Raw genomic sequence first — 22,905 nt, 5'->3', positions numbered from 1 at the left:
GCGGGCTATCCCAAGTGAAATTTTGGGATAGCCTCCTCTTATATTGTGAATTTCTTTCGGTAAGTCGATATATCATGAGAATCGCTGATATAATTAGAGTTGCGCCGATATATCATGAGAATCGCTGATATAATTTTAAGTTGCGCCAATATATCCAGAAAGTTGCTCATATAATTTCATTCACAAATAGGGGATAAGAAATGACAGCTATACTTTGTCACACACTTGACTTTTAGCGTATCTAATTTATAATTAAAAACGGAATGAATTTTCATTCCTGGAAATTGAGGTGGAAAAATGGCTAAAAACAAACAAGAGGATATTTTTGATGCTGCAATACAACTTTTTGCAGAACGAGGTTATGATGGTACAACAATTCCCATGATTGCTGAAAAAGCAAAAGTAGGTGCAGGTACGATTTACCGTTATTTTGAAAATAAAGAAGCGCTTGTTAATTCTTTATTTACGAAAAGTGTTTTACAACTATCGGAATTAATAAAAAATGATTTCCCGGTCGATGCAAATATTCGTGAACAGTTTAGCCATACATACAACCGTTTATTTGAATTTGCGAGACAAAATGCAGATGCTTTTCTTTTTACAAATTCTCACTGTGATAGTTATTTTCTAGATGAACATAGCAATGAAATATTCGAGGACTTCATGGGTTTCTTCATGAACTTGATTGAAGATGGAATCGAAAAAGGTTTGCTTCGTCCATTACCACCAATTGCTTTAATTATTATTGTATATCAACCAATTGAAAAATTAATTAAAGTAATGGAAACAGGGCAGTTAGAATATACAGATGAATTGGTAAAGGAATTGGAAGAAAGCTGTTGGAATGCTATTAGAATCATTTGATTCTATAGCGTTATAAGGATAGGAATGAACATTCATTCCTAAAAAGGTATGGAAAAGAATAACAGGAGATGATAAATCTTTATAACTAAAGGAATGAATATTCATTCCGATTTACCTAGTTTAATATAGTTAATTAATAATTTAATAGAATGATAGGAATGAACGTTCATTCCTGTAAATTTTTTCAAAAGATTAGGAATGAATATTCATTCCATGTGTAAATTTCAAAACGGGAGATGATTCAAATGAGCAAGTTAAAAAGTTGGAGAAGTTTAACTTTTCTATTATGGATAGTTATTACTATTACAATGGTCGTAACGATGCCTAATATGGATAAATTAGTGAAAGAAAAAGGGAAAATTACAATCCCTAATACAAAGCAAAGCAGTATTGCTGACAAGATGATGAAAGAGATGGATAAAGAAGGGGTTGAAAAGTATGAAATTATAGCCGTTTTTAATAGTGGCAATAAGGCAGTTTTAACAGATGAACAAAAAAAGGAAATAACAAAAACAATCAACGCCCTGCGAAATGAAAAAGAGCAATTAGGAATTAAGGAAGTTGTTTCACATTTAGACAATAAAGACTTGGAGAAACAATTAGTTTCTAAAGATAATACGACTATTTTAACGCAAATATCGATAGATAAAAAACATGGTGAAATATCAAAAGTTTCAAATAATCTTCATGAAAAAGTGCAAACGAAAGGGGTAAAAACGTATTTAACAGGAAGTGACTTAATAGCGGGTGATTTTCTTAAATCCTCTCAAGAGGGAGTGAAAAAGACAGAAGTTATTTCAATCATTTTCATTCTTGTAGTATTAATCCTTGTATTCCGTTCACCAGTTGTTCCAATTGTTTCTCTTCTTACAGTTGGTATATCGTATTTAGTTTCAATGGGGGTTATTGCCCAGCTTGTAGATCAATTTAATTTTCCATTCTCAAACTTTACACAAGTGTTCGTAGTCGTCGTCCTGTTTGGGGTAGGAACAGATTATAACATTTTATTATATACGAGGTTTAAAGAAGAATTAAGTAAACAAGAAAATGCATTTTTAGCTACGAAAGAAACATTCAAATCAGCAGGTAAAACTGTATTATATAGCGGAATAGCGGTGCTAATTGGTTTTGCATCACTTGCGTTAGCAAGTTTTAAATTATATCAATCTACTTCAGCGGTAGCAATTGGTGTTTTAGTATTATTACTCGTATTAACGACTTTAAATCCATTTTTCATGGTGCTTTTAGGAAAAGGAATGTTTTATCCAGTTAAAACATTTAAAGGTCATGAGGATAGTCGCTTATGGGGATTCTTTGCGAAAAACTCAGTAGCAAGACCATTTGTCGCTTTAATTATCGTAGTCGTAATATCGATTCCTTTCGTATTAAAATACTCTAATACACTTAATTACAATGATTTATTTGAAGTGGATAATAAGTATGAATCCAAGATGGGTATTAACGTAATAGAGGATCATTTTCCGCCTGGTTTCTCTTCACCGAGTACATTAGTCATTCAATCTGATAAAAAGCTGGATGAAGGAACTTCTCTACAAATTTTAGACGAATTAACTGATAAAATTTCGAAAGTTAAAGGTGTGTCAGAAGTATATGCACCAACACGTCCAACTGGTGAGAAGATAAAAGAATTATATTTAAATAAGCAAGCGGGAGAATTGAATACAGGATTAGGGGATGCCGATGGTGGCATAAAGGAAATTAATGATGGATTAACAGATGCGAAAAATAAAATGGGAAGTAATGATTCAAATAGTCTTGCGAATGTTCAAAAATTAATTGATGGAACGAACGAGGCGAAAAACGGGGTATCAGCATTGGGAACAGCTTTACATCAATTATCAAATGGCATAAACGACGGTGCACAAGGAGCACAGCAAATTGAGAGTGGTTTAGCTTCAGTAAACGAAAATATAAATGTTCTATCTAATGCAACGTCGCAGCTGCATGCTGGTTATGCACAGTTAGAAAAAGGTTTAAACTCTTACGATCAATACTTTGGAAGTATTTCTCAAGCGATTGATGGTGCGAAAAAGGGATATGAACAAATTGAAATGTTAATGACCAATTTCGTTCAAACGAAACCAGAATTAGCGAATGATCCAAACATACAACAAACGATAGGAATTGCTAAAGAGGCTCAAAAGAAATTAAGCGTACTTTCAAATGAATTAAATCAATTAGCAACACAGCACAAAACGGCGATGAGTTCATTTAAAGAAGCGAATCAATCGTTACTGAAAGTGGATAACGGCTTAAAAGAAATGAGCAATGGAGTTAATAAGTTACAAAAGGGAGCAGCCGATCTTAAAAATGGATTAAATGAAGGTTCTTCAGGTTCAAAACAAATTGCAAATAAATCAGTTGAGTTACAGTCTGGATTAACGAAAATAAACGATGGGCAAGGACAACTTTTAACGGGCCTTAAAGACCTGCAAGAAAAGATGGGCCAATTACAATCCGGTTTATCTAAAAGTACAGAAGGGCTTGGAAAAGTAAGTAATGGCCTGCATGACGCACAGAAATATTTAGGGGAGCTCAATGAATCGAAAAGCTCTGAGAAGTTTTATATTCCAAAAGAAGTGCTAGAGGGAGAAGATTTCCAAAAAGCATTGAACACGTACATGTCACAGGATAGAAAAATTGCTAAAATGACTATCATTTTAGATGTAAATCCGTATTCAAAAGAAGCGATGCCAATTATTCAAGAAATTAATAAAACAATCGATGGCACTGTAAAAGGAACGGAATTACATGATGCGAAAACAGCAATTGGCGGAACAACAGCTAGAAACGTGGATTTAAAAGAAGTAACAGGGCAAGATTTCTTACGTACAGCTACGATTATGTTGATTGGCATTGCGATTGTATTAATCGTAATTACACGCTCATTACTAAACACAATATTTATTATTGGCTCATTACTATTGGCGTACTTTGCATCACTTGGTATAAGCGAACAAATTAGTGCACATGTATTACATGTAGAGTCATTAAGCTGGAATGTTCCATTCTTTAGCTTCATTATGATTGTCGCTTTAGGAGTGGATTATAGTATTTTCGTAATGATGCGCTATAACGAGATAGAAGGGGATTCGGTAACGAAAATTGTAACTGCATCTCGTCATATAGGAGGAGTTGTATTATCAGCTGCGCTAATTTTAGGCGGGACATTTGCAGCATTAATTCCATCAGGTGTATTAACACTTATACAAGTTGCATCAGTAGTTGGCGTTGCACTTCTTCTATTAGCTTTAATTGTGATGCCGATATTATTACCAGCGTTAATAGGGTTAACGAGTAAAATGAAGAGTTACAAAGAGAAAATAATAAATACGAAATAAGAAGAGACTGTAGGGAATGATTTCTCTACAGTTTTTTCGGTATATAATATTTCAGAAGAAAATGAATCCGATATATTACAGAATGAGCAGTGAAAGGTTATATGAGAAAGAGGTCGATGATATACATACAATAGCTAGGGGAATGGACAAAAACTATCCGATTTCATTGTAGAAAGGTAATCAACCGTTGCTATTCATCCAGCTTCTACTATATAATAGCTATAGTCTACAATAATTGAGTCGTAATATGCGATTTTTTAAGACAATCGGTGAGAAAACGCTGAAATAAGCGGTATTAGTAGGAGGACACAAATGATTACAGTAAGTAACGTTAGTTTGCGTTTCGCGGATCGCAAATTATTTGAAGATGTTAACATAAAATTCACGCCAGGTAACTGCTATGGTTTAATCGGAGCAAACGGTGCTGGTAAATCAACATTTCTAAAGATTTTATCTGGAGAAATTGAACCGTCAACAGGTGACATACATATTACGCCAGGTGAGCGTCTAGCAGTATTAAAACAGAACCACTTCGAATATGAAGAGTTCCCAGTATTAGAAACAGTAATTATGGGTCACACGCAACTTTACAAAGTAATGCAAGAGAAAAATGCTATTTACATGAAAGAAGACTTTAGTGATGAAGATGGTATGCGTGCTGCTGAACTTGAAGGTGAGTTCGCTGAGCTTAACGGTTGGGAAGCTGAGTCAGAAGCTGCAATCCTTCTTAAAGGTTTAGGTATTGGTGAAGATCTTCATGATAAGAAATTGTCAGAATTAACTGGGGCAGAGAAAGTAAAAGTATTACTTGCTCAAGCTTTATTCGGTCAACCTGACATTCTATTATTAGATGAGCCTACCAACCACTTGGACTTAAAAGCGATTCAATGGTTAGAAAACTTCTTAATGAACTTTGAAAACACAGTTATCGTAGTATCCCATGACCGTCACTTCTTAAATAAAGTATGTACGCACATGGCTGACCTTGATTTCGGTAAAATTCAGCTTTATGTTGGTAACTATGACTTCTGGTATGAGTCAAGCCAATTAGCTTTAAAATTAACACAAGATGCTAATAAGAAAAAAGAAGAGAAAGTAAAAGAGTTACAAAACTTCATTGCACGCTTTAGTTCAAACGCTTCTAAAGCGAAACAAGCAACTTCTCGTAAAAAATTATTAGACAAAATTACATTAGATGATATTAGACCGTCATCACGCCGTTACCCATTCGTTGGCTTCACACCTGAGCGTGAAGTAGGAAATGACTTATTAACTGTTGAAGGTCTTTCTAAAACAATTGATGGTGAAAAAGTGTTAGATAATGTGTACTTCACTTTAAATAAAGGTGATAAAGTTGCATTTATCGGCCGTAACGATATTGCAATGACAACATTATTTAAAATCCTTATGGGTGAAATGGAGCCGGATAGTGGTTCATTCAAATGGGGTGTAACAACCTCTCAATCTTACTTCCCAAGAGATAACTCTAAGTACTTTGAGAACAGTGATTACAACTTAGTTGAATGGTTACGTCAATTCTCTCCACAAGATGAGTCTGAAAGCTTCTTACGTGGTTTCTTAGGCCGTATGTTATTCTCAGGTGAAGAAGTTAAGAAGAACGTTTCTGTATTATCTGGAGGCGAAAAAGTTCGTTGTATGTTATCTAAAATGATGTTAAGTGGTGCGAACGTAATCACACTTGACGATCCAACGAACCATTTAGACCTTGAGTCAATCACAGCGTTAAACAACGGTTTAATCGCATTCAAAGGTACAATCTTATTCACATCTCATGACCATCAGTTCGTACAAACAATTGCAAACCGCATTATCGAAGTAACACCAAACGGTGTAATCGATAAAGAGGCTACTTATGATGAGTTCTTAGAAAATGAGGAACTTCAAAAACAAGTAGATGCAATGTACAAAGGTCAATAATATATAATGAAAAAACTCGCTCTAAAAAGAGCGAGTTTTTTGTCGAGAAAACGTAACATCGCTGGGAGATCAAATGAATAATTATTCAAATATAATATCAATGAACATGAGAATTTTTTATGTATGGAAGGGATGTAATGAGTTTAAGATTTAAAGAGTTAGTTGAAGAAAGGAAATGTAAGTGGAGTAATATAATCAAATCGCATTATTTTGTCATGTGAAATATGTACCAAATTTGGAGATAGAATAGTTTGCGAATGAGTTTATAAAGGTATATAGTATGGGGTGTCATAATTAGTGGATGAATCTTGGGAGAAAACAGGAAATGTTACAAATTTATTTTGTTAAATAGAAACCAAGGTCAAAATGTCTAGAAAGAAATAGTTGAATAAATACTAGCTTCAAATTATAATTACTAATATTCTTCATATAGTTAAATAAAGATAATCTATTTGAAGAAGAAAATTTGAATAGAGAGACAGACTTATAAAAAATAAGCCTTGGATGATTAAAAGAGGTGGAGAAATGAAACAGTTCTTATTAAAGAGCAAAAATGTGTTAAGCAATCATTTTGGATTCTTTCTGTTTGCCGTTATTTTATTTTGGCTCAAAACATATGCAGCTTATGTAACGGAATTTAATTTAGGAATTTCAAACACAATTCAAAAATTCTTGCTGTTTTTTAACCCGCTTAGTTCAGCAGTTCTATTTTTAGGACTTGCATTATTTGCAAAAGGGAAACGATCTTATATTTGGTTAATTGTTATCAACTTGTTATTGTCGATTCTTTTATACGCAAACGTAGTATATTATCGCTTTTTCAGTGACTTTATTACGTTCCCGACATTAACACAAACGAATAACTTTGGAGATTTAGGTGGTAGTATTGTTGCGTTGCTACATCTTTATGATCCGCTATACTTCTTAGATACAATTATTTTAATTGTATTAGTAGCAACGAAATTTGCAAATCCGAAACCAATTCGTGTTGCGAAGCATAAATTATCATTAGTATTTGTAGCAGGTATTTTATTATTCAGTGTTAACTTAGGTCTTGCAGAGTCTGACCGTCCTGAATTATTAACTAGAACGTTTGACCGTAATTATATTGTGAAATATTTAGGTGCATACAACTACACAATTTATGATGGAATTCAAAGTGCGAAAGCATCGACAGAACGAGCATTAGCTGATGGCGATAATATGACAGAAGTACGAAATTATTTAACATCAACTTATGCAAGTCCAAATCCTGAGTATTTCGGTAAAGGAAAGGGAATGAACGTAATTTACATTCATTTAGAGTCATTCCAAAACTTCTTAATTGATTACAAATTAAATGGTCAAGAAGTTACACCGTTCTTAAACTCATTTACAAAAGATGCGAATACACTGTACTTTGATAACTTCTTCCATCAAACAGGACAAGGGAAAACATCTGATGCGGAGTTTATGTTAGAGAATTCAATGTTTGGTTTACCGCAAGGTTCTGTCTTTACAACGAAATCTCATAATACGTATCAATCAGCACCAGCTATTTTAGGACAACAAGGATACACATCAGCAGTATTCCACGGTAACTACAAAACATTCTGGAACCGTGACGATATTTATAAATCATTTGGTTTTAATAAATTCTTTGATGCGTCATACTATGATATGAATGAAAAAGACGTAGTAAACTACGGATTAAAAGATAAACCATTCTTTAATGAATCTATTCCGTTATTACAAACGTTGAAACAACCGTTCTATACAAAATTTATTACGTTATCAAACCATTTCCCTTATCCAATCGATAAGGCAGAAGCAACGATTGAACCAGCAACAACAGGTGATTCATCAGTAGATACGTACTTCCAAACAGCACGCTATTTAGACGAATCTGTAAAAGGCTTCATCGATTACTTGAAACAATCTGGTTTATATGATAACTCAATTATCGTTATGTACGGAGACCATTACGGTATTTCAGATAACCATAACGCAGCAATGTCAAAAGTAATGGGTAAAGAAATGAACTCATTTGAAAATGCACAGTTACAACGTGTACCTTTAATCGTTCGTGTACCAGGAGTGAAAGGTGGCGTACAACATCAATACGGTGGTGAAATTGACGTTCTTCCAACACTATTACACTTACTAGGTACAGATACAAAGAATTATGTTCAATTTGGTTCTGATTTATTATCACCAGATCATAAACAAGTCGTTGCGTTCCGTAACGGTAATTACGTAAGCCCAACAGTTACGGCACTAAACGGCAAATATTATGATACAACTACTGGAAAACCAGTAGAATTTACAGATGAAATAAAGAAAAATGAACAAATGGTTCAAAACTCACTAAAATACTCTGACCAAGTCGTAAATGGTGACTTATTACGATTCTACACACCGGAAGGATTTACTCCAGTAGACCGTTCGAAGTATAACTATAACAACCGTGATAAAAACAAAACGAAAGTAAAAACGACTCCGGAAGGGGAAGCTAAATAAATAATAAAAGGCGCTATTTATATGAATAGTGCCTTTTATTTGTAAATATACCATCATTATTAGACAGAACCAGCTTTTGCTTTTTGTTTTGCCTTTCCGAAGAAAACTACACCGACGATGATAATAATGATAAATGCCCATTTAACGAAAGGGTTACTTTCGAAAAATCCAGCGAACCATTTCTCATCTACAATCATTTTCGCGGCAGTATAAGCTAAAACGGCTGCTCCAATCGTAATGATGACAGGAAAACGATCTACCCATTTTAAAATCAATGTACTGCCCCATACAACTACAGGAATAGAAACTAATAGCCCAATGATTACTAAAGAAAAGTTACCATGGGCAGCTCCTGCAACAGCGAGTACATTATCAATGCCCATTAACGCATCAGCAATAATAATAGTTTTAATGGCAGACCAAAATCCTTCTTCTGCTTTAATATCATGATCTTTGCCTTCAGCGATTAATTTGTAAGCAATCCATATAAGGAGTACACCACCAATTAAAAGTAAACCAGGTATTTTTAATAACCAAACGACAACTAAGGTAGCGAGGGCTCTAATAGCGATTGCCCCGACTGTACCCCATATAATAACTTTCTTTTGTTGATCTTTCGGTAATCTTCTTGCTGCTAATCCAATTACGATGGCGTTATCTCCGGCTAACACTAAATCGATTACAATGATGGCCAGTAGGGCAGACAAATATTCAGGTGAAAGAAAATCCATATACATATCACTCCTTAAGAGTAATATGTGCTAAAGTGTTGATAATATAAAAAAAGGATTGAAATTGTATATTCAATCCTTTTTTTGTCTGTATTCTGATATGTATGTTTTTATTTTGAATAAGTCGCTTTTGTAGTTTTTTACTTATCGCGTTTCTTTCTTAAATTGATTCCAAGCTTCTTCAGTTTGTACTATAAATACGATCATATAATATCGACTTATTTAAACTAGGCTAAAGATAGCATGTGATATTTCAAAGTTAAATTTATTTGATAAAAGGGAAGGGACGTATAATATTGATATGGTGCAAGCATGTATAGGTTTTCTCTATAAGGAAATTCTAAAAACGATAAAAAAGACTTGATAACCTACTAGAGGAAATCAAGTCTTTTCATTACATACGATTATCATGCCAGAAGTTTAATGGGAAGTGTTCGTTCTCATTATATGCTTCTAATTCATATCCTTTTTCTTTCAGTCCTTTAATAATTCCAGGAACTGCTTTTACTGATTGTGGATGAATATCATGCATAAGGATAACTTCTGTTGGATTTGTAGCACCATGTAACACGTTTTCTACAATTTTAGCAGATGCAGCATCAACTTGCATTTTGTTATATTTCCAGTCTAAAGAATCAATTGTCCAATCCCAAACTTTTAAGCCATTTTCTACAACTTTGTTGCGAAGAGCTTCGTTTAATCCTGGCATAGAGCCGTAAGATGGACGAGTTAATACTGGTGATTTACCTAAAACACCAGCGATTAAGCCTTGGTCTTCCTTCATTTCATCTACGTAATGACCTTCAGTGTAGAGTTTCTTGTAGTTATGAGTCATACTGTGCATCCCAACGTAGTGGCCTTCAGCATCTTCGCGTTTTACAAGATCAGGGAAAGCTTTTACGTTTGAACCAATTAGGAAGAATGTTGCTTTTGCATTTTCTTTCTTTAACATATCTAAAAGCTCAGCTGTGTATTTTCCAGGACCGTCATCAAATGTTAAATAAGCGACTTTTCTAACTTGCCCGTTATAATGTTTTGGCGCTTCTTTCGGAGCAAGAGATGTTTGAATCTCACTTACAAGTTGAACAGATTTTGCTTCATCCTCTGTACTAGCTAGAGCGGTATGTACTGATCCAAAAGCCGCTTCGTATGTGAATAATACCCCCGCACACACTAACATAGCCCTTTTTACTAAAGTTGTCATTCGAATTCCATTGTGCATAATTTTCCTTCTCTCTATAAAAGTTCTACTCTACTATATTAGCAATTATAGGTAGGGAAATGCAAAGAAACTTTTTTACAAGTGTAAAAAAGTTTAGCCAAATGTATGCAAGATTTTAAAGGAATGTCATTTTTAAAGAAATGTCACAAATAATTGGATAAATTGAATTATTAATTGGAAACAATATAAGGGATATTAATTTTAGGAGGTGTTTTAATTGAATTATAAAAAAATGTTTTCAATATTTATGACAAGCATATTTACAGTAGGATTATTAATTGGTTGTAATCCAGCTCCAAAAGACGAAAAGGAGCCAGATCCAACGGAGGAACCTTCTGAACAAAGACAGGAGGAAAAAAATGACAAACAAGATCCTGCTAAAGAAAAAAATAATGAATTAAACAAAAAGGATGAACAAGAACCAGACCCAACAGAAGAACCTTCTGAGGAACAAAAGAAGAAAAAAGAAAACGAGTAGTTGTAGTTTAATGAAATATGTAGCGTGATTTTGTAAAAAAGAATACTTTCTAACACATACAACCACTTTTCTTGTTTTATAAAAAGTGGTTGTATAAAATTGTATATGAATTTAAATATTTCGTGGATATAAATTTTGCTTTAATGCTACTTATTAATTCATATAGTTTGTAATGTTTATTTCCCCTAAAATGAAGCTTGAAATCAATATTAATCTTTCTTTACAAACTCTTCAATTATCATATTAAATTCACCTGTTAGTTTTATCAACAAACTTTATATTGTTACTGCCTTCCGTATCAAATACTTCATACAGCATAATTATCTCTCTCCTTAATTTAAACCTAATACCCTCCTGATGTGTAATAGTAGGTATGGTTGTGTTAAAGTTGTGACAAAAAATTAATTGATTCGTTTATTTTATGAAGATTTGTGCTTTCTTTTAACGATTAAAGTGTTAAATATATTAGAAAGTTTTAATAAAATTAAAAACTATTACCTTGGAAGTAGGAAATAAAAAATTTATAGGAATGAGACTAAAGTCTTAAAACCGAAAGAAGGCTAATCATACTTTCGTATCACTTCATTTTCGTTCTAATTATTGATTCGAATATTTGTATTTAGCCGACTATATAATGCATTTCATGGTGTGGTGGAAGATGCGAATGAAGCTGTACAAAGATTTGCTGATCGGTATATAAAGGCTCTGCAAGGAGAATTATTTCATACGTAATAGCTTATATTTCATCTCTACATTTATATAACTAGTTTTATATGAATTTTATACGAAAGACCTATTGTTTATTAACTAATAGGTCTTTCAACTTAGGAAGCTCACACTAATGAGGGATGTCAAAGGAAATATATGTAACCTATACTAATTACTATAAAGCTTTGGAAAATGAAAAGGAGGAGATTTGCATGAAGAATTGGGTTCAATTTAGAATTGCAAGACCAACAGATAAATTTGAAGAAGTGATAAGTTTTTATGAAACAGGATTAGGACTAAAACGTATAGGAGAATTTCACAATCACGAAGGATATGACGGGGTTATGTTTGGATTACCAGATGAAGAGTATCATTTGGAGTTTACTACACATGTTAATGGAAGTCCATGTCCAGCGCCGACAAAAGATAATTTACTAGTTTTTTATATGCCTAATAAAGATGAAATTGAAAAGATAGTAAATCGATTAAGTAATATGGGCTATCATGAGGTGGAACCAGAAAACCCGTATTGGATAGAGAAAGGAACCACAATAGAGGATCCAGATGGTTGGAGAATTGTGCTTATGAATGCATCTGAATAAAGAAACTATTATCATATGAAAAAGAGTGTAACAAAATGATTTATACAAAAATCCCTACAGCGTTTGTAGGGATTTCTATATAAGAAAATCTTATTGAGAGAGTTATTAAAATGTAGAAAGATTTTGGCTAAGAACAAATGTAATACACATAATTTATGAAGGAGGTATAAAAGTATGATAGTAAACCATTTTAAAGAGTTTTCTAAACATGTTGGAAATACACCTCTCATTAAAAATTCTTTCGTAGTTTATATCTTATTCTACGGAAAATTGTTACCATCAAAAAACTGTACATGTTAAATATACAGTTTTTTGATAGTGTAGTTGTGCAATGTTTAGAAATTTCACATACCGTATTTTAAAAATAAATATAGGAAAACCAAAAAGTAATGTAGAATATATCGTACATACATATATATAGTCAACATAAAAGATAAAGAGGTGGGTATATGTTACTTGAGGAAGTAATGCAGCAACTAGAAGGATATGGAACAGAACAAAATCGAAAAACGTATAAAAACCACGGAGCGAAAGAGCCGTTATTTGGAGTTAGTTTTGCAAATTTAAAATTGTTAAAAAAGATGATAAAAAAAGATCACGATTTAGCAGTTGAATTGTGGGAAACGAAAAATATGGACGCGATGACATTAGCAACTTATATTTTAGACCCGAAGAAAATAACGACAGAGCAGCTTAATAGTTGGGTTCAGGATGTTGATTATTACTGTTTAATGGATGTTCTTATGACATCTATATGTACTTCGCCAATTGCAATAGAAAGAATGGAAGAGTGGACAAAGTCTAATGATGAATGGATTGGAAGAGCTGGCTGGTCTTTATTAGCAAATATAGCGATTAAAAATAAAACGTTACATGATGATTTCTTCTCTCCGTACTTAGAAGAGATTAAAGAAAATATACATAATGAAAAAAATAGAAAAAAAGAAGCGATGAATAGTGCTTTAATCGCAATAGGAATTCGTAATGAAGACTTAGAGCGACAAGCGATTGGAATTGCAAGTGAAATTGGAAAAGTAGAGGTTGATCACGGTGCAACATCATGTAAAACACCAGATGCAGAAAGCTATATAAAAAAAGCGAGAGAAAGAGCTAAAAAAAAGAAAGTGGAATAAGAAAAGAGGAGCGGTTATGAAACCAATCGAAGCAGCACAAAACATAATTACATCACAATTTCCGAATTGTGATGTAGCTTTACTCGGCGGAAGCGTTGCACGAGGAGAAGCGACGAAAACATCTGACCTTGATATTGTAATAGTTGACCACAGTTTAACTTCTTGTTATAGAGAATCTTTCTATAGTAATGGATGGCCTGTTGAGGTGTTTGTTCATAATTTTGAAACATATAAAACTTTTTTCAAAATGGATTGTGATCGAGGGAGACCGTCGTTACCACAATTAGTTTCAGAAGGGATTGCATTAAAAGGGGAACAGGAAATTGTTGAGAAATTAAAAAAAGAAGCGAATGATTTACTACATAAAGGACCAGCTAAATGGACCGAAGAAACGATTAAGCAGAAGCGATATTTTATTACGGATACTTTAGATGACTTTATTGGTGCAACGAAAAGAGAAGAAGAATTGTTTATCGCTAATTTATTAGCGGATTTAGTACATGAATATGTATTAAGAGTAAATGGTATGTGGCTTGGGAGTTCAAAATGGTTTATTAGAGTGCTAAGAAGATATGATGAGCAATATGCAAACAAATTTGTAGCGGCTTTTGATTATTTTTATAAAACGGGAGAGAAAAATGAATTAATTCATTTTATAGAAAAGACGTTAGAGCAGTATGGTGGAAGAGTGTTCGAATGATTTTCTATTGGTAAATAAAAAGGGGAGAGAACAATGAATGTACCATATGTTCAATTAAGAGAATTGACACTAGATGATGTAGAAGATCGCTATCAATGGTCATTAGATAGAAATGTAACAAAGCATTTAGTTGTACCAGATCAATATCCTCCGTTCACTCGTGGAGATACGAGAAACTGGATTGAAGCTTGTATAAGCCGAAAAAATGGTTATGAACAAAGGGCAATCGTTACTGAGACAGGTATACATATTGGATGGGTAGACCTTAAAAATTTTGATAAAACAAATAAAAATGCAGAACTAGGAATTGCGATTGGAAATAAAGACTATTGGGGTAAAGGATTTGGAATGGCAGCTCTAAACAGCATGTTACAAATAGGTTTTTCCCAGTTTGAATTGGAGAAAATTTGGTTACGTGTAGATGAAGATAATACACAAGCTAAAAAGAGTTATGAAAATGCCGGATTTGTATGCGAAGGGTTAATGAGAAATGATCGATTGAGACAGGGGAAGTTCATTCATCGCAATCGTTACAGTATATTAAAAGAAGAGTATGAATCAAAAAAAGTAGCCTATAAAAATATTATGTAAATTAAAAAGGGGAAGATAAAATGATTCGATTACTTACAAAAGCGGATGCAAAACAATATTGGGAGTTACGTTTACAAGCATTACAAGTAAATCCAGAAGCATTTGTAACGACTTATGAAGAAGCAGTACGTCAAGAAAAACCTCTTGAACGCGTTGCTAGTAATCTTTCATCCAACAGTAGTTTTACATTTGGTGCTTTTAATAATGAAAATCGTTTAGTTGGGGTTGTTACTTTATTAACAGAAGAAAAGGACGCATATAAGCATAAAGGACATATCGTTGCGATGTATGTAGATACTGAAAATCGAAGAAGTGGTCTTGCACGTGATTTAATACGTAAAGCAATTGAAAGGGCAAAAGAGATGAAGCTAGAGCAATTCAATTTAGGAGTTGTGTCAACGAACGAACCAGCAAAACGATTATATGAATCAATGGGATTTAAAACGTACGGAATTGAAAAAAGGGCTATAAAAATGAATGGTGTGTATAGTGATGATGAACATATGGTGTTGTTCTTTTAAGAGAGAAAGTTTTGTATGAAAAAGGGGAAACTGCGACAATAAGATGGGAAATATGGCATATAGCAGATCATAATCGGTATCATCAAGCTCATATAAGTCGATTGAGGAAATTATACAGAGAATATAAACTACATATTCTTTAATTTTTGAATGAACGAACGCCTCTAAATAATAATTAAAGGAGGCGTTTGTTTTTATTCGTTCGCTTTTCTTCCCAAGCTATCATTCAATTTACTGGTTTCTCAATAGAAAACCAGTAAATTGAATGTGCAATAGTTGGTAGCCATCTTTTATAGCGGATGCGTATATTTTCATGGTGAGTATAGTGGGTCGAGATTAAAGTAGATTTTGCCCCTTGAAAATTTTGGTATGTAATGACCTCGATTTCATACCAATGCACTTTATTCCCATGTAAATCTACTACAATTCCTTCATCATTCCAAAATGAAATGTAAGTTTGTATGTAGATTTTTCATCGCGTATACTAAAATATATGTCATAGAGATTAAAAATTAAATACAAGGGGTTTTACAATGAAAGCAATTGTTATAGGGATACTGGCATCATTTTTCTTTGCCTTTACTTTTGTTTTAAACAGGGCAATGGACTTAGAAGGTGGAAGCTGGATTTGGAGTGCATCATTACGGTATTATTTTATGGTTCCAATGCTATTACTTATTGTTATGTATAGAGGGAACTTAAAGCAACTCTTTCAATATATGAAAAACAATCCGAAAGAATGGTTAGTTTGGAGTATCGTTGGATTTGGTCTCTTTTATGCACCGCTTAGTTTTGCTGGAGCGTTCGGACCAGGTTGGCTCGTTGCATCAACATGGCAAATTACAATCGTTGCAGGGATTTTGTTAACACCATTTTTTGCGGTGGATCCACTACATAAAAAACTTCCGATGAAGGAATTAGTTATGTCGGGCATTATTTTATTCGGTGTTGTTCTCATGCAAGTAGAACATGCTTCTTCATTAGGTATTCGTGAAACCATTTTATGTGTAGTTCCTGTAGTTATTGCAGCATTTGCGTATCCTCTTGGAAATAGAAAAATGATGCAAGTTTGTAAAGGGGAATTAGATGTATTTCAGCGAGTACTCGGTATGACATTAGCAAGTTTACCATTTTGGTTTTTATTATCTGGTTACGAAGTATCAACTGGCGGATTACCGTCAAGTAGCCAAGTTTTTCAATGTTTTATTGTAGCAGTTAGCTCTGGGTTAATCGCGACAGTATTATTTTTCTTTGCGACAGATCTTGTGAAAGATGATCCGCAAAAATTAGCAACAGTGGAAGCGACGCAGTCTGGTGAAGTTTTATTTGCGCTAGTAGGAGAGCTGATCTGGTTATCTGCACCAATTCCGTCATCATTATCTTGGATTGGTATGAGTCTCGTTATTATTGGAATGATACTTCATAGTTATGTGGCTGTCGTTGTAAAAAAAGAAGAAAAAATAACGGCGTAATGAGATTAGCTCTTTTTATTAAGAGCTAGTCTTTTTTCATAGAAAGGGATGAAAGTATGAATATACAGCGCGTTGAACAAATTGAAAAAGATTCAATATTAAATGTGCTACAATATGCTGTCGGTCCAAATGAAATAAGCTTAAAGAAGGCAGTAATATTTTATCAAAGTAATAAAGGGACTTTGTACAAATATGAAGAAAAAGCTTGTCTAGGTATTGAAATAATCGGAGAAACTAAAGCAAGAATATGTCATATAGCAGTGGCTCCAGATTATCGTCAAAAAGGAATTGCACTGCAAATGATTAAAGAGATTGTAAGAGTATACCAATTGACTTATATAGAAGCGGAGACAGACGATGGGGCGGTAGAATTTTATAAAAGAATTGGTTTTCAAGTTAAAAGTTTAGGAGAAAAATATCCAGGGATAGAAAGATTTCATTGTTACATGGAAAAATAGCATGAAAATATATAATTGTACATATTGAATATAGTTTGAAAAAAATAATAATTTCATTATATAATATAGGTATCTGGAAAAATATAGATAAAAGAAGATAGTTGTATAACACGTGAGAATGGAGAAAAGTAAGTTTATAAAAATAGCTACTTCAATAGGGATGTCATCTTTTTTATTAACAGGTTGTGGTGATTATGAAGAAGAAACTGCTCAGCAAGAAAGTACAGCTGTTAAAACAGATGGTGCAAAACAAAGAAATGAACAAGAAACATTAAATTGTGATGATAAAGCCCCAACCAATGAAAATATAGAGACAGATGAGTTATGCAAGGAAAATAATCCGTCATTTTCATCTTATCATGAAAACTCTCATTTACCGATACTTCCATTTGTAGCAGGATATTTATTAGCGAGTAGAACTTCAAATATGAATTATACAGCAAAACCAAATTTAATGAAGAAACCATATGCAAATAATGTTATTCCATATCGTGAAAAAGATGAGCGTAGAACAGGTGGCGGTAGTAGCGGTGGTTATTCTGGTGGTTCTAACGGTAACAATAATTCTTCCAATAAAGTGGATTTAAATAAACAGCAGCCAAATCCATCCAATAAAGTAACACCAGATACAAATACGCCAAAATCATCTACTACGCAAACACCGAAAGTAAACTCTGGTTCAAGTGGAATTGGAAACGCAAAAGCGCCAGCAGGATCCTAAAACGAAAGGGTAATGGAGTAATGTATACACAACGAGAGCAAGAAGAGTATATGAAAGTATGGTTTTCACTTGCAGAAGAGGCTAGTAGGAATGGTTTCACTTGGCCTAGTCTGTTAGAGAATGAAGAATGGAATCAATATATGGCAACAGGGATGTATCGCATGCCAGCAAAAACTTATACTGCTATCTCAAAAGCGACAGAAGAAATCATGTATGTGTTATATAGAACGTATCAATATATTGTAAATACGACAGAAGATTTTCAAAAACTTGGATTTCCAGCTGAAGCGTGGGAAATGGCGAGAATGAAACATAATGGTTTATTTTCATATTTTACAAGGTTTGATTTTATCGTAAATGGTGACGATATAAAATTAATAGAAGTAAATTGTGATACGCCAACAGGCTATTTAGAACCGTCTGTCGCAAATGAAGTGTTATGCCGTTATCATGATGTAAATCACCCAAACCATATAGAAGAGCATATTGTGCAAGCATGGGAACAAATTAAACATGACTATCATATAGGCCCTGAAGAGACGATATATTTTACTAGTTATGATTGGCACGATGAAGATAGACAAACGGTCCAGTTTTTAAGAACGTATTGCTTAAATCAGTCAACGGACTATGTAGGAATACAAGACATTGTCGTTGCGGAAGATGGTATATATACGCCAAGTGGAGAAAAAATAAAATATTTATATAGACTGTATCCAATAGAGTATTTAGTAACGGACGTTGATAAGAATGGGAAAAGGATTGGTTTGCAATTTTTAGATCATATTGCGCAAGAAAGAGTGAAAATTATTAATCCGCCAGCCGCGTTTGTTATGCAAAACAAAAGTGTACTCGCACTAATTTGGAAGTTTTATGAAGAAAGTGTTTTCTTTACAGAAGAAGAGCAAGACATTATTTATAAATACTTTCTACCAACATATTTTTCAAATAAGCGATTTCTAGAAAGACATGAATCATACGTTTCAAAACCTGTATTTGGTCGTGAAGGTGGCGGAGTATCTATATACGAAAATGATGAATTATTAGCTGAAGATAAAACAGAGTATTACTTTGAACAAAGGAAGATATACCAGCAATACATAGAAATGCCTGACTATACCATTGACACATGGGATGGTCCATATACTGGTAAACTATTAATTGGCTCTCACTGTATAAGCGGAAGAGCAGCAGGCTTATTTTTACGTGTAGGTGAGAAAATAACGGGAAACTTATCAATGTTTACTGGGGCTACAATTGAAGGATAAAGTAAACAAAGAGCTCATCATTTGTGATGAGCTCTTTCGTCTATGTATAAAACAGCTTTTTATGGTTGGATGTAAAATCTTCACTTTCTTTTTTAATTTAAATCTTAATATTATAATTTAAATATTTTTGTGTAATAATATTACCATTTTTTATAGATATGAAAAATGATTAAGTTAAAAATTAAGAAAAATATGATAATATATTTATATAAAAGTTTAAATTTACGTAGCTAGTGGGGGAACCAATATGAAAATGAATGAAATAGTTGCAAGTACACAATTTCCAAATACAATCGAAACAATAACAAAAGATTTAAAAGCATTAGGAGTCGAAAAAGGAATGACAATTATCGTTCATTCATCACTAAGTTCTATCGGGTGGATATCTGGTGGTGCGGTTGCTGTAGTAGAAGCATTAATGAAAGTTGTTACGGAAGAAGGAACGATAATAATGCCAACGCAATCTTCGGATTTGTCCGATCCGAAACATTGGTCAAGACCACCTGTACCGGAAGACTGGTGGCAAATTATCCGAGATAACGTCCCAGCATTTGATTCACGTATAACCCCAACAAGGGGAATGGGTGAAATAGTTGAATGTTTTCGTACATATCCGAATGTAGTACGTAGTAATCATCCGTTAGGAAGTTTTGCTGCATGGGGAAAACATGCAGTAGAAATAACAATGAACCATTCGTTATCAATGAGCTTTGGAGAAGAATCTCCATTAAGAAAAATATATGATTTAGACGGGTACGTATTATTAATTGGTGTTGGATATGATTCCAATACGTCTGTTCATTTATCCGAGGTGCGTTCTGGTGCATGTGAGTTAATACAAGTAGGAGCACCTATTATAGAAAACGGTGAAAGAGTGTGGAAAGAGTTTGTTGAAATGGATTACGAATCTGAGAAGTTTGTAGAAATTGGTGTGGAGTTTGAGCGAAAAGGAACTGTAAAAAATGGGAAGATAGGGAATGCAACGTGTCGTCTAATGAAACAGCGTGATATAGTTGACTTTGGAACAGAATGGTTTCGTAAGAAAAATTAGTAAGGGATGGTTACAATGAAGGGGAAAAAGGTATTAATTACGAGCGGTGGTTGTCTAGAAAAATGGGATCAAGTACGTGGGCATACGAATATGGCCAAAGGTACAATTGGAAGGATAATCGCAGAAGAACTTCTAGCTAAAGGGGCACATGTTATATATTTACACGGTTATTTTGCGGAGAAACCGAGTGATGTACATAGAGGGTTAGAATTACATCCGTTTGAAGGAATCGTTGATTTACAAGATAAAATGAAAAGTATCATCACACATGAAAAGGTTGATGCAGTCATTATGGCAGCGGCTGGATCAGATTGGATTGTGGAGAAGATTTGTGATCAAGATGGTAATGTTCTTAATATGAACGGAAAAATTTCAAGTGATATAGCACCGATTATTCATTTTCAAAAGGCTCCAAAAGTATTAAAACAAATAAAAGAATGGGACCCAGAAACAGTGCTTGTTGGTTTTAAACTTGAAAGTGATTTAAGTGAAGAAGAACTGTTTGAAAGAGCAAAAAATAGAATGAAAGAAGCAAGGGCGAATGTAATGATTGCGAATTCACCACATTCTTTATATTCGCGCGGAGCTGTGCATTATGTAATTGGACAGAATGGTAAAGGGAAGTTGTGCAATGGGAAAGATGAAACAGCGAAAGAAATTGTCAAAAGCTTAGAGATATTATGTAATCGTGTCACTGCTTTTTAAAATTAAGTTTTTAGATAAGAATGAATCCGCATAGTAATAAGTAAGCGAAACTTTAATTGGTGGGAATTTTACTTTTACACGAATGTGAAGCGTATATCAATCAAGAGCTATACACAGAATAATTGGTGAGGAGTGGATTCTATGGAACATTTATTAAAGCAAGCTATTAAACTTAGAAACGAAAAGAAGTATGCGCAGTCTAAAGAGATGCTTATAGGATTAACAAACTTTACAAAGGATGCAGAAGTACTGTATCAGTGTGCGTGGATACATGATGTAATGGGGCTAGAAACAGAAGCAGTTCCGTATTATGAGCAGGCAATCGCAAATGGACTTGATGGCGAATCGCTTTGCGGTGCTTATATTGGTTTAGGAAGTACATATCGTTGTATAGGGGAATATGAAAAGGCAATTACAGTATTAGAAGCTGGGGTGAAAAAATTCCCAGAGAACGCTCCGATGAAAGTATTTTTATCATTAGCAAAATATAACGTAAACGATCACCAATCAGCGATGAAATTATTACTTGAAACTGTCGTGAAAGTAGAGGAAGTAAAAGAATTTGAACGTGCCATTTCATTTTATAAAGACCATTTAAATGAGGTTTTTAAATAAAGGAGTGAACGTATGAAGGCTACACTATCACAAAGGCGAAAAGGTATTTGGATTGGACTCGTCTCTTTAATTATGCTATCAAACTATTTATTGTATGCCCTTCCAATTGTACCAGTTGCGCCGAAAGAAGTTGTGCTTGGGTCATTATTAGATTGCATGTTTGTCATTCCAATCATCACGTATTTCTTCATTTTTCGAAAAAGATACTCATTAACGTATATAGTTCCTGTTGTAATAGCTGGTTATATTTTTGCAAGATTTATTATTCCAAGTGACTATTTACAAGCTTTTTCATTCATCTCTTATATTATTGTTGCGGCTGAAATTGCATTTGTAGGTATAGAATTATTCCTTCTCTATAAAATTGTTAGAGTGCTTCCTAAAATAATAAAAAAATATAAAGAATATAGAAGAGAAAATTATTCCTTTTCTTATGCAATTGATGCAGCGTTTGACGCTACTATGAAAAGAAGTAAGTTAGTAGATGTCATTCTAACAGAGTGTAAGTTAATCTATTATGCGTTTTTATCGTGGCGTGAAAAAGTACCAACAGGTAAATCTGTATACTCATATCATAAAAAGACTGGTGCTATAGGTGTGTATATCATGATTATTCACGCAACAGTAATTGAAAGCATTGGTTTTCATTATTTACTACATCAGTGGAATTCAGTAATAGCATGGATTTTACTTATTTTAAATGTATACGCGATGATTTATTTTATAGCTGAAATACAAGCGATGCTCAAAAATCCCCTTGTCGTAACAGAAGAACAAGTAATCATTCAAATCGGATTAGGAAAGAAAATCGTTATGCCATTTACACAAATAGATAGTATTGCGTTCTACAAGGGGGAATTGCTAACGGCAAAAGAAGGGAAACAGGTATTGGATGCAACTGTTATGGAGTTCATAAAAGAACCTGCTACTTTTGAAATAACATTAAAAGAGCCAGTGAAAGCGCAGTGAAGTGCACCCCAATTGTTAGACACAGTCTAACAATTGGAGGTGCATTTTTTATGGCTAAATTTTCTTCAAAAGAAAAAATCCAAGCGGTGAAACGATATTTAGATGGTACAGAAAGTGGAAAAACAATTGCTAAATCTATAGGAGTTAACCCTAGCGTACTTCGTGAGTGGATTAGACGATATGAGTCTTCAGGTGAAAAGGCCTTTGAAAAGTGCTATACATTCTACCCAGCCCAGTATAAACTAGATGTACTTTATTATATGAATGAACACGGGACATCTATCAGAGAAACAGCGG

At 33.7% G+C, this 22,905-nt stretch carries 21 protein-coding genes and 2 pseudogenes; 21 read left to right on the top strand and 2 right to left on the bottom strand.

Features of this window, described 5'->3' with window-relative positions; all coding sequences use genetic code 11:
• The first annotated feature begins 297 nt into the window (after positions 1 to 297).
• The 4 genes from BAQ53_RS13980 (at position 298) to ltaS (ending at position 8,663) form a co-directional block, all read left to right on the top strand.
• Complete coding sequence (locus BAQ53_RS13980) at positions 298 to 864, top strand: TetR/AcrR family transcriptional regulator (RefSeq protein ID WP_001107290.1); 567 nt, start codon at positions 298 to 300, stop codon at positions 862 to 864.
• Positions 865 to 1,109: 245 nt separating this feature from the next.
• Positions 1,110 to 4,226 carry an MMPL family transporter gene (locus BAQ53_RS13975; protein WP_061884296.1) on the top strand — a complete coding sequence of 1,039 codons (3,117 nt, stop codon included), beginning with the start codon at positions 1,110 to 1,112 and terminating at the stop codon, positions 4,224 to 4,226.
• Between the two features lie 312 nt (positions 4,227 to 4,538).
• Complete coding sequence (locus tag BAQ53_RS13970; protein ID WP_000633864.1) at positions 4,539 to 6,164, top strand: ABC-F family ATP-binding cassette domain-containing protein; 1,626 nt, start codon at positions 4,539 to 4,541, stop codon at positions 6,162 to 6,164.
• A 525-nt stretch (positions 6,165 to 6,689) separates the two neighbouring features.
• Positions 6,690 to 8,663 (top strand): lipoteichoic acid synthase, encoded by a 1,974-nt coding sequence (ltaS, locus tag BAQ53_RS13965; protein WP_000808746.1) that lies wholly within the window; start codon positions 6,690 to 6,692, stop codon positions 8,661 to 8,663.
• Between the two features lie 59 nt (positions 8,664 to 8,722).
• Here the strand turns inward: ltaS and BAQ53_RS13960 are convergent, their stop codons facing one another.
• Both BAQ53_RS13960 and BAQ53_RS13955 read right to left on the bottom strand, forming a co-directional pair.
• The gene (locus tag BAQ53_RS13960; protein ID WP_000346948.1) at positions 8,723 to 9,394 is read right to left on the bottom strand and encodes a TerC family protein; all 672 of its coding nucleotides are present in this window, start codon (positions 9,392 to 9,394) and stop codon (positions 8,723 to 8,725) included.
• A 394-nt stretch (positions 9,395 to 9,788) separates the two neighbouring features.
• Positions 9,789 to 10,616 carry a peptidoglycan-N-acetylglucosamine deacetylase gene (locus BAQ53_RS13955; protein WP_000551445.1) on the bottom strand — a complete coding sequence of 276 codons (828 nt, stop codon included), beginning with the start codon at positions 10,614 to 10,616 and terminating at the stop codon, positions 9,789 to 9,791.
• 217 nt (positions 10,617 to 10,833) lie between these two features.
• Between BAQ53_RS13955 and BAQ53_RS13950 the strand changes: the two genes are divergently transcribed.
• The 17 genes and pseudogenes from BAQ53_RS13950 to BAQ53_RS13875 form a co-directional block, all read left to right on the top strand.
• Positions 10,834 to 11,094, top strand: coding sequence for a hypothetical protein (locus BAQ53_RS13950; RefSeq protein ID WP_001106981.1), 261 nt, complete (start codon positions 10,834 to 10,836; stop codon positions 11,092 to 11,094).
• Between the two features lie 618 nt (positions 11,095 to 11,712).
• Positions 11,713 to 11,826: pseudogene (locus BAQ53_RS26635) on the top strand (hypothetical protein); the annotation flags it as partial.
• Positions 11,827 to 12,014: 188 nt separating this feature from the next.
• Positions 12,015 to 12,404 (top strand): VOC family protein, encoded by a 390-nt coding sequence (locus BAQ53_RS13945; protein ID WP_000800670.1) that lies wholly within the window; start codon positions 12,015 to 12,017, stop codon positions 12,402 to 12,404.
• Between the two features lie 449 nt (positions 12,405 to 12,853).
• Positions 12,854 to 13,537, top strand: a complete 684-nt coding sequence (locus BAQ53_RS13940) for a DNA alkylation repair protein (protein ID WP_000923463.1) — start codon at positions 12,854 to 12,856, stop codon at positions 13,535 to 13,537.
• A 16-nt stretch (positions 13,538 to 13,553) separates the two neighbouring features.
• Positions 13,554 to 14,237 (top strand): nucleotidyltransferase domain-containing protein, encoded by a 684-nt coding sequence (locus BAQ53_RS13935; protein WP_208905502.1) that lies wholly within the window; start codon positions 13,554 to 13,556, stop codon positions 14,235 to 14,237.
• A 33-nt stretch (positions 14,238 to 14,270) separates the two neighbouring features.
• Positions 14,271 to 14,828 carry a GNAT family N-acetyltransferase gene (locus BAQ53_RS13930; protein ID WP_001102506.1) on the top strand — a complete coding sequence of 186 codons (558 nt, stop codon included), beginning with the start codon at positions 14,271 to 14,273 and terminating at the stop codon, positions 14,826 to 14,828.
• Between the two features lie 20 nt (positions 14,829 to 14,848).
• Entirely contained in the window at positions 14,849 to 15,349 is a 501-nt protein-coding gene (locus BAQ53_RS13925) for a GNAT family N-acetyltransferase (protein WP_000620319.1), read from the top strand.
• Positions 15,346 to 15,492, top strand: a pseudogene (locus tag BAQ53_RS13920) (DinB family protein); the annotation flags it as partial. The gene BAQ53_RS13925 and the pseudogene BAQ53_RS13920, both read left to right, overlap by 4 nt.
• A gap of 390 nt (positions 15,493 to 15,882) precedes the next feature.
• Positions 15,883 to 16,821 (top strand): DMT family transporter, encoded by a 939-nt coding sequence (locus BAQ53_RS13915; protein ID WP_000644589.1) that lies wholly within the window; start codon positions 15,883 to 15,885, stop codon positions 16,819 to 16,821.
• A gap of 56 nt (positions 16,822 to 16,877) precedes the next feature.
• A complete protein-coding gene (locus tag BAQ53_RS13910; protein ID WP_001025789.1) occupies positions 16,878 to 17,279 on the top strand; it encodes a GNAT family N-acetyltransferase in 402 nt (133 codons plus the stop codon).
• Between the two features lie 112 nt (positions 17,280 to 17,391).
• Entirely contained in the window at positions 17,392 to 18,000 is a 609-nt protein-coding gene (locus BAQ53_RS13905) for a hypothetical protein (RefSeq protein WP_001242220.1), read from the top strand.
• 20 nt (positions 18,001 to 18,020) lie between these two features.
• Entirely contained in the window at positions 18,021 to 19,268 is a 1,248-nt protein-coding gene (locus tag BAQ53_RS13900; RefSeq protein ID WP_208905499.1) for a glutathionylspermidine synthase family protein, read from the top strand.
• A gap of 247 nt (positions 19,269 to 19,515) precedes the next feature.
• Positions 19,516 to 20,319: an AAC(3) family N-acetyltransferase gene (locus tag BAQ53_RS13895; protein ID WP_000783346.1), complete on the top strand. Its 804-nt coding sequence runs from the start codon at positions 19,516 to 19,518 to the stop codon at positions 20,317 to 20,319.
• Positions 20,320 to 20,334: 15 nt separating this feature from the next.
• Positions 20,335 to 21,024 (top strand): phosphopantothenoylcysteine decarboxylase domain-containing protein, encoded by a 690-nt coding sequence (locus tag BAQ53_RS13890; protein ID WP_000676728.1) that lies wholly within the window; start codon positions 20,335 to 20,337, stop codon positions 21,022 to 21,024.
• 141 nt (positions 21,025 to 21,165) lie between these two features.
• On the top strand, positions 21,166 to 21,639 hold the full coding sequence (locus BAQ53_RS13885; protein ID WP_151522618.1) for a tetratricopeptide repeat protein: 474 nt from the start codon (positions 21,166 to 21,168) through the stop codon (positions 21,637 to 21,639).
• 12 nt (positions 21,640 to 21,651) lie between these two features.
• On the top strand, positions 21,652 to 22,608 hold the full coding sequence (locus BAQ53_RS13880) for a hypothetical protein (RefSeq protein WP_208905497.1): 957 nt from the start codon (positions 21,652 to 21,654) through the stop codon (positions 22,606 to 22,608).
• 50 nt (positions 22,609 to 22,658) lie between these two features.
• Positions 22,659 to 22,905 (top strand): transposase (locus tag BAQ53_RS13875; RefSeq protein ID WP_208905495.1); only part of this gene is annotated, 247 nt, incomplete at its 3' end.

This window comes from Bacillus sp. B25(2016b) (genome assembly GCF_001679765.1).
Classification (GTDB): Bacteria; Bacillota; Bacilli; order Bacillales; family Bacillaceae_G; genus Bacillus_A; species Bacillus_A thuringiensis_K.
This window is presented reverse-complemented; position numbering and strand designations above follow the sequence as displayed.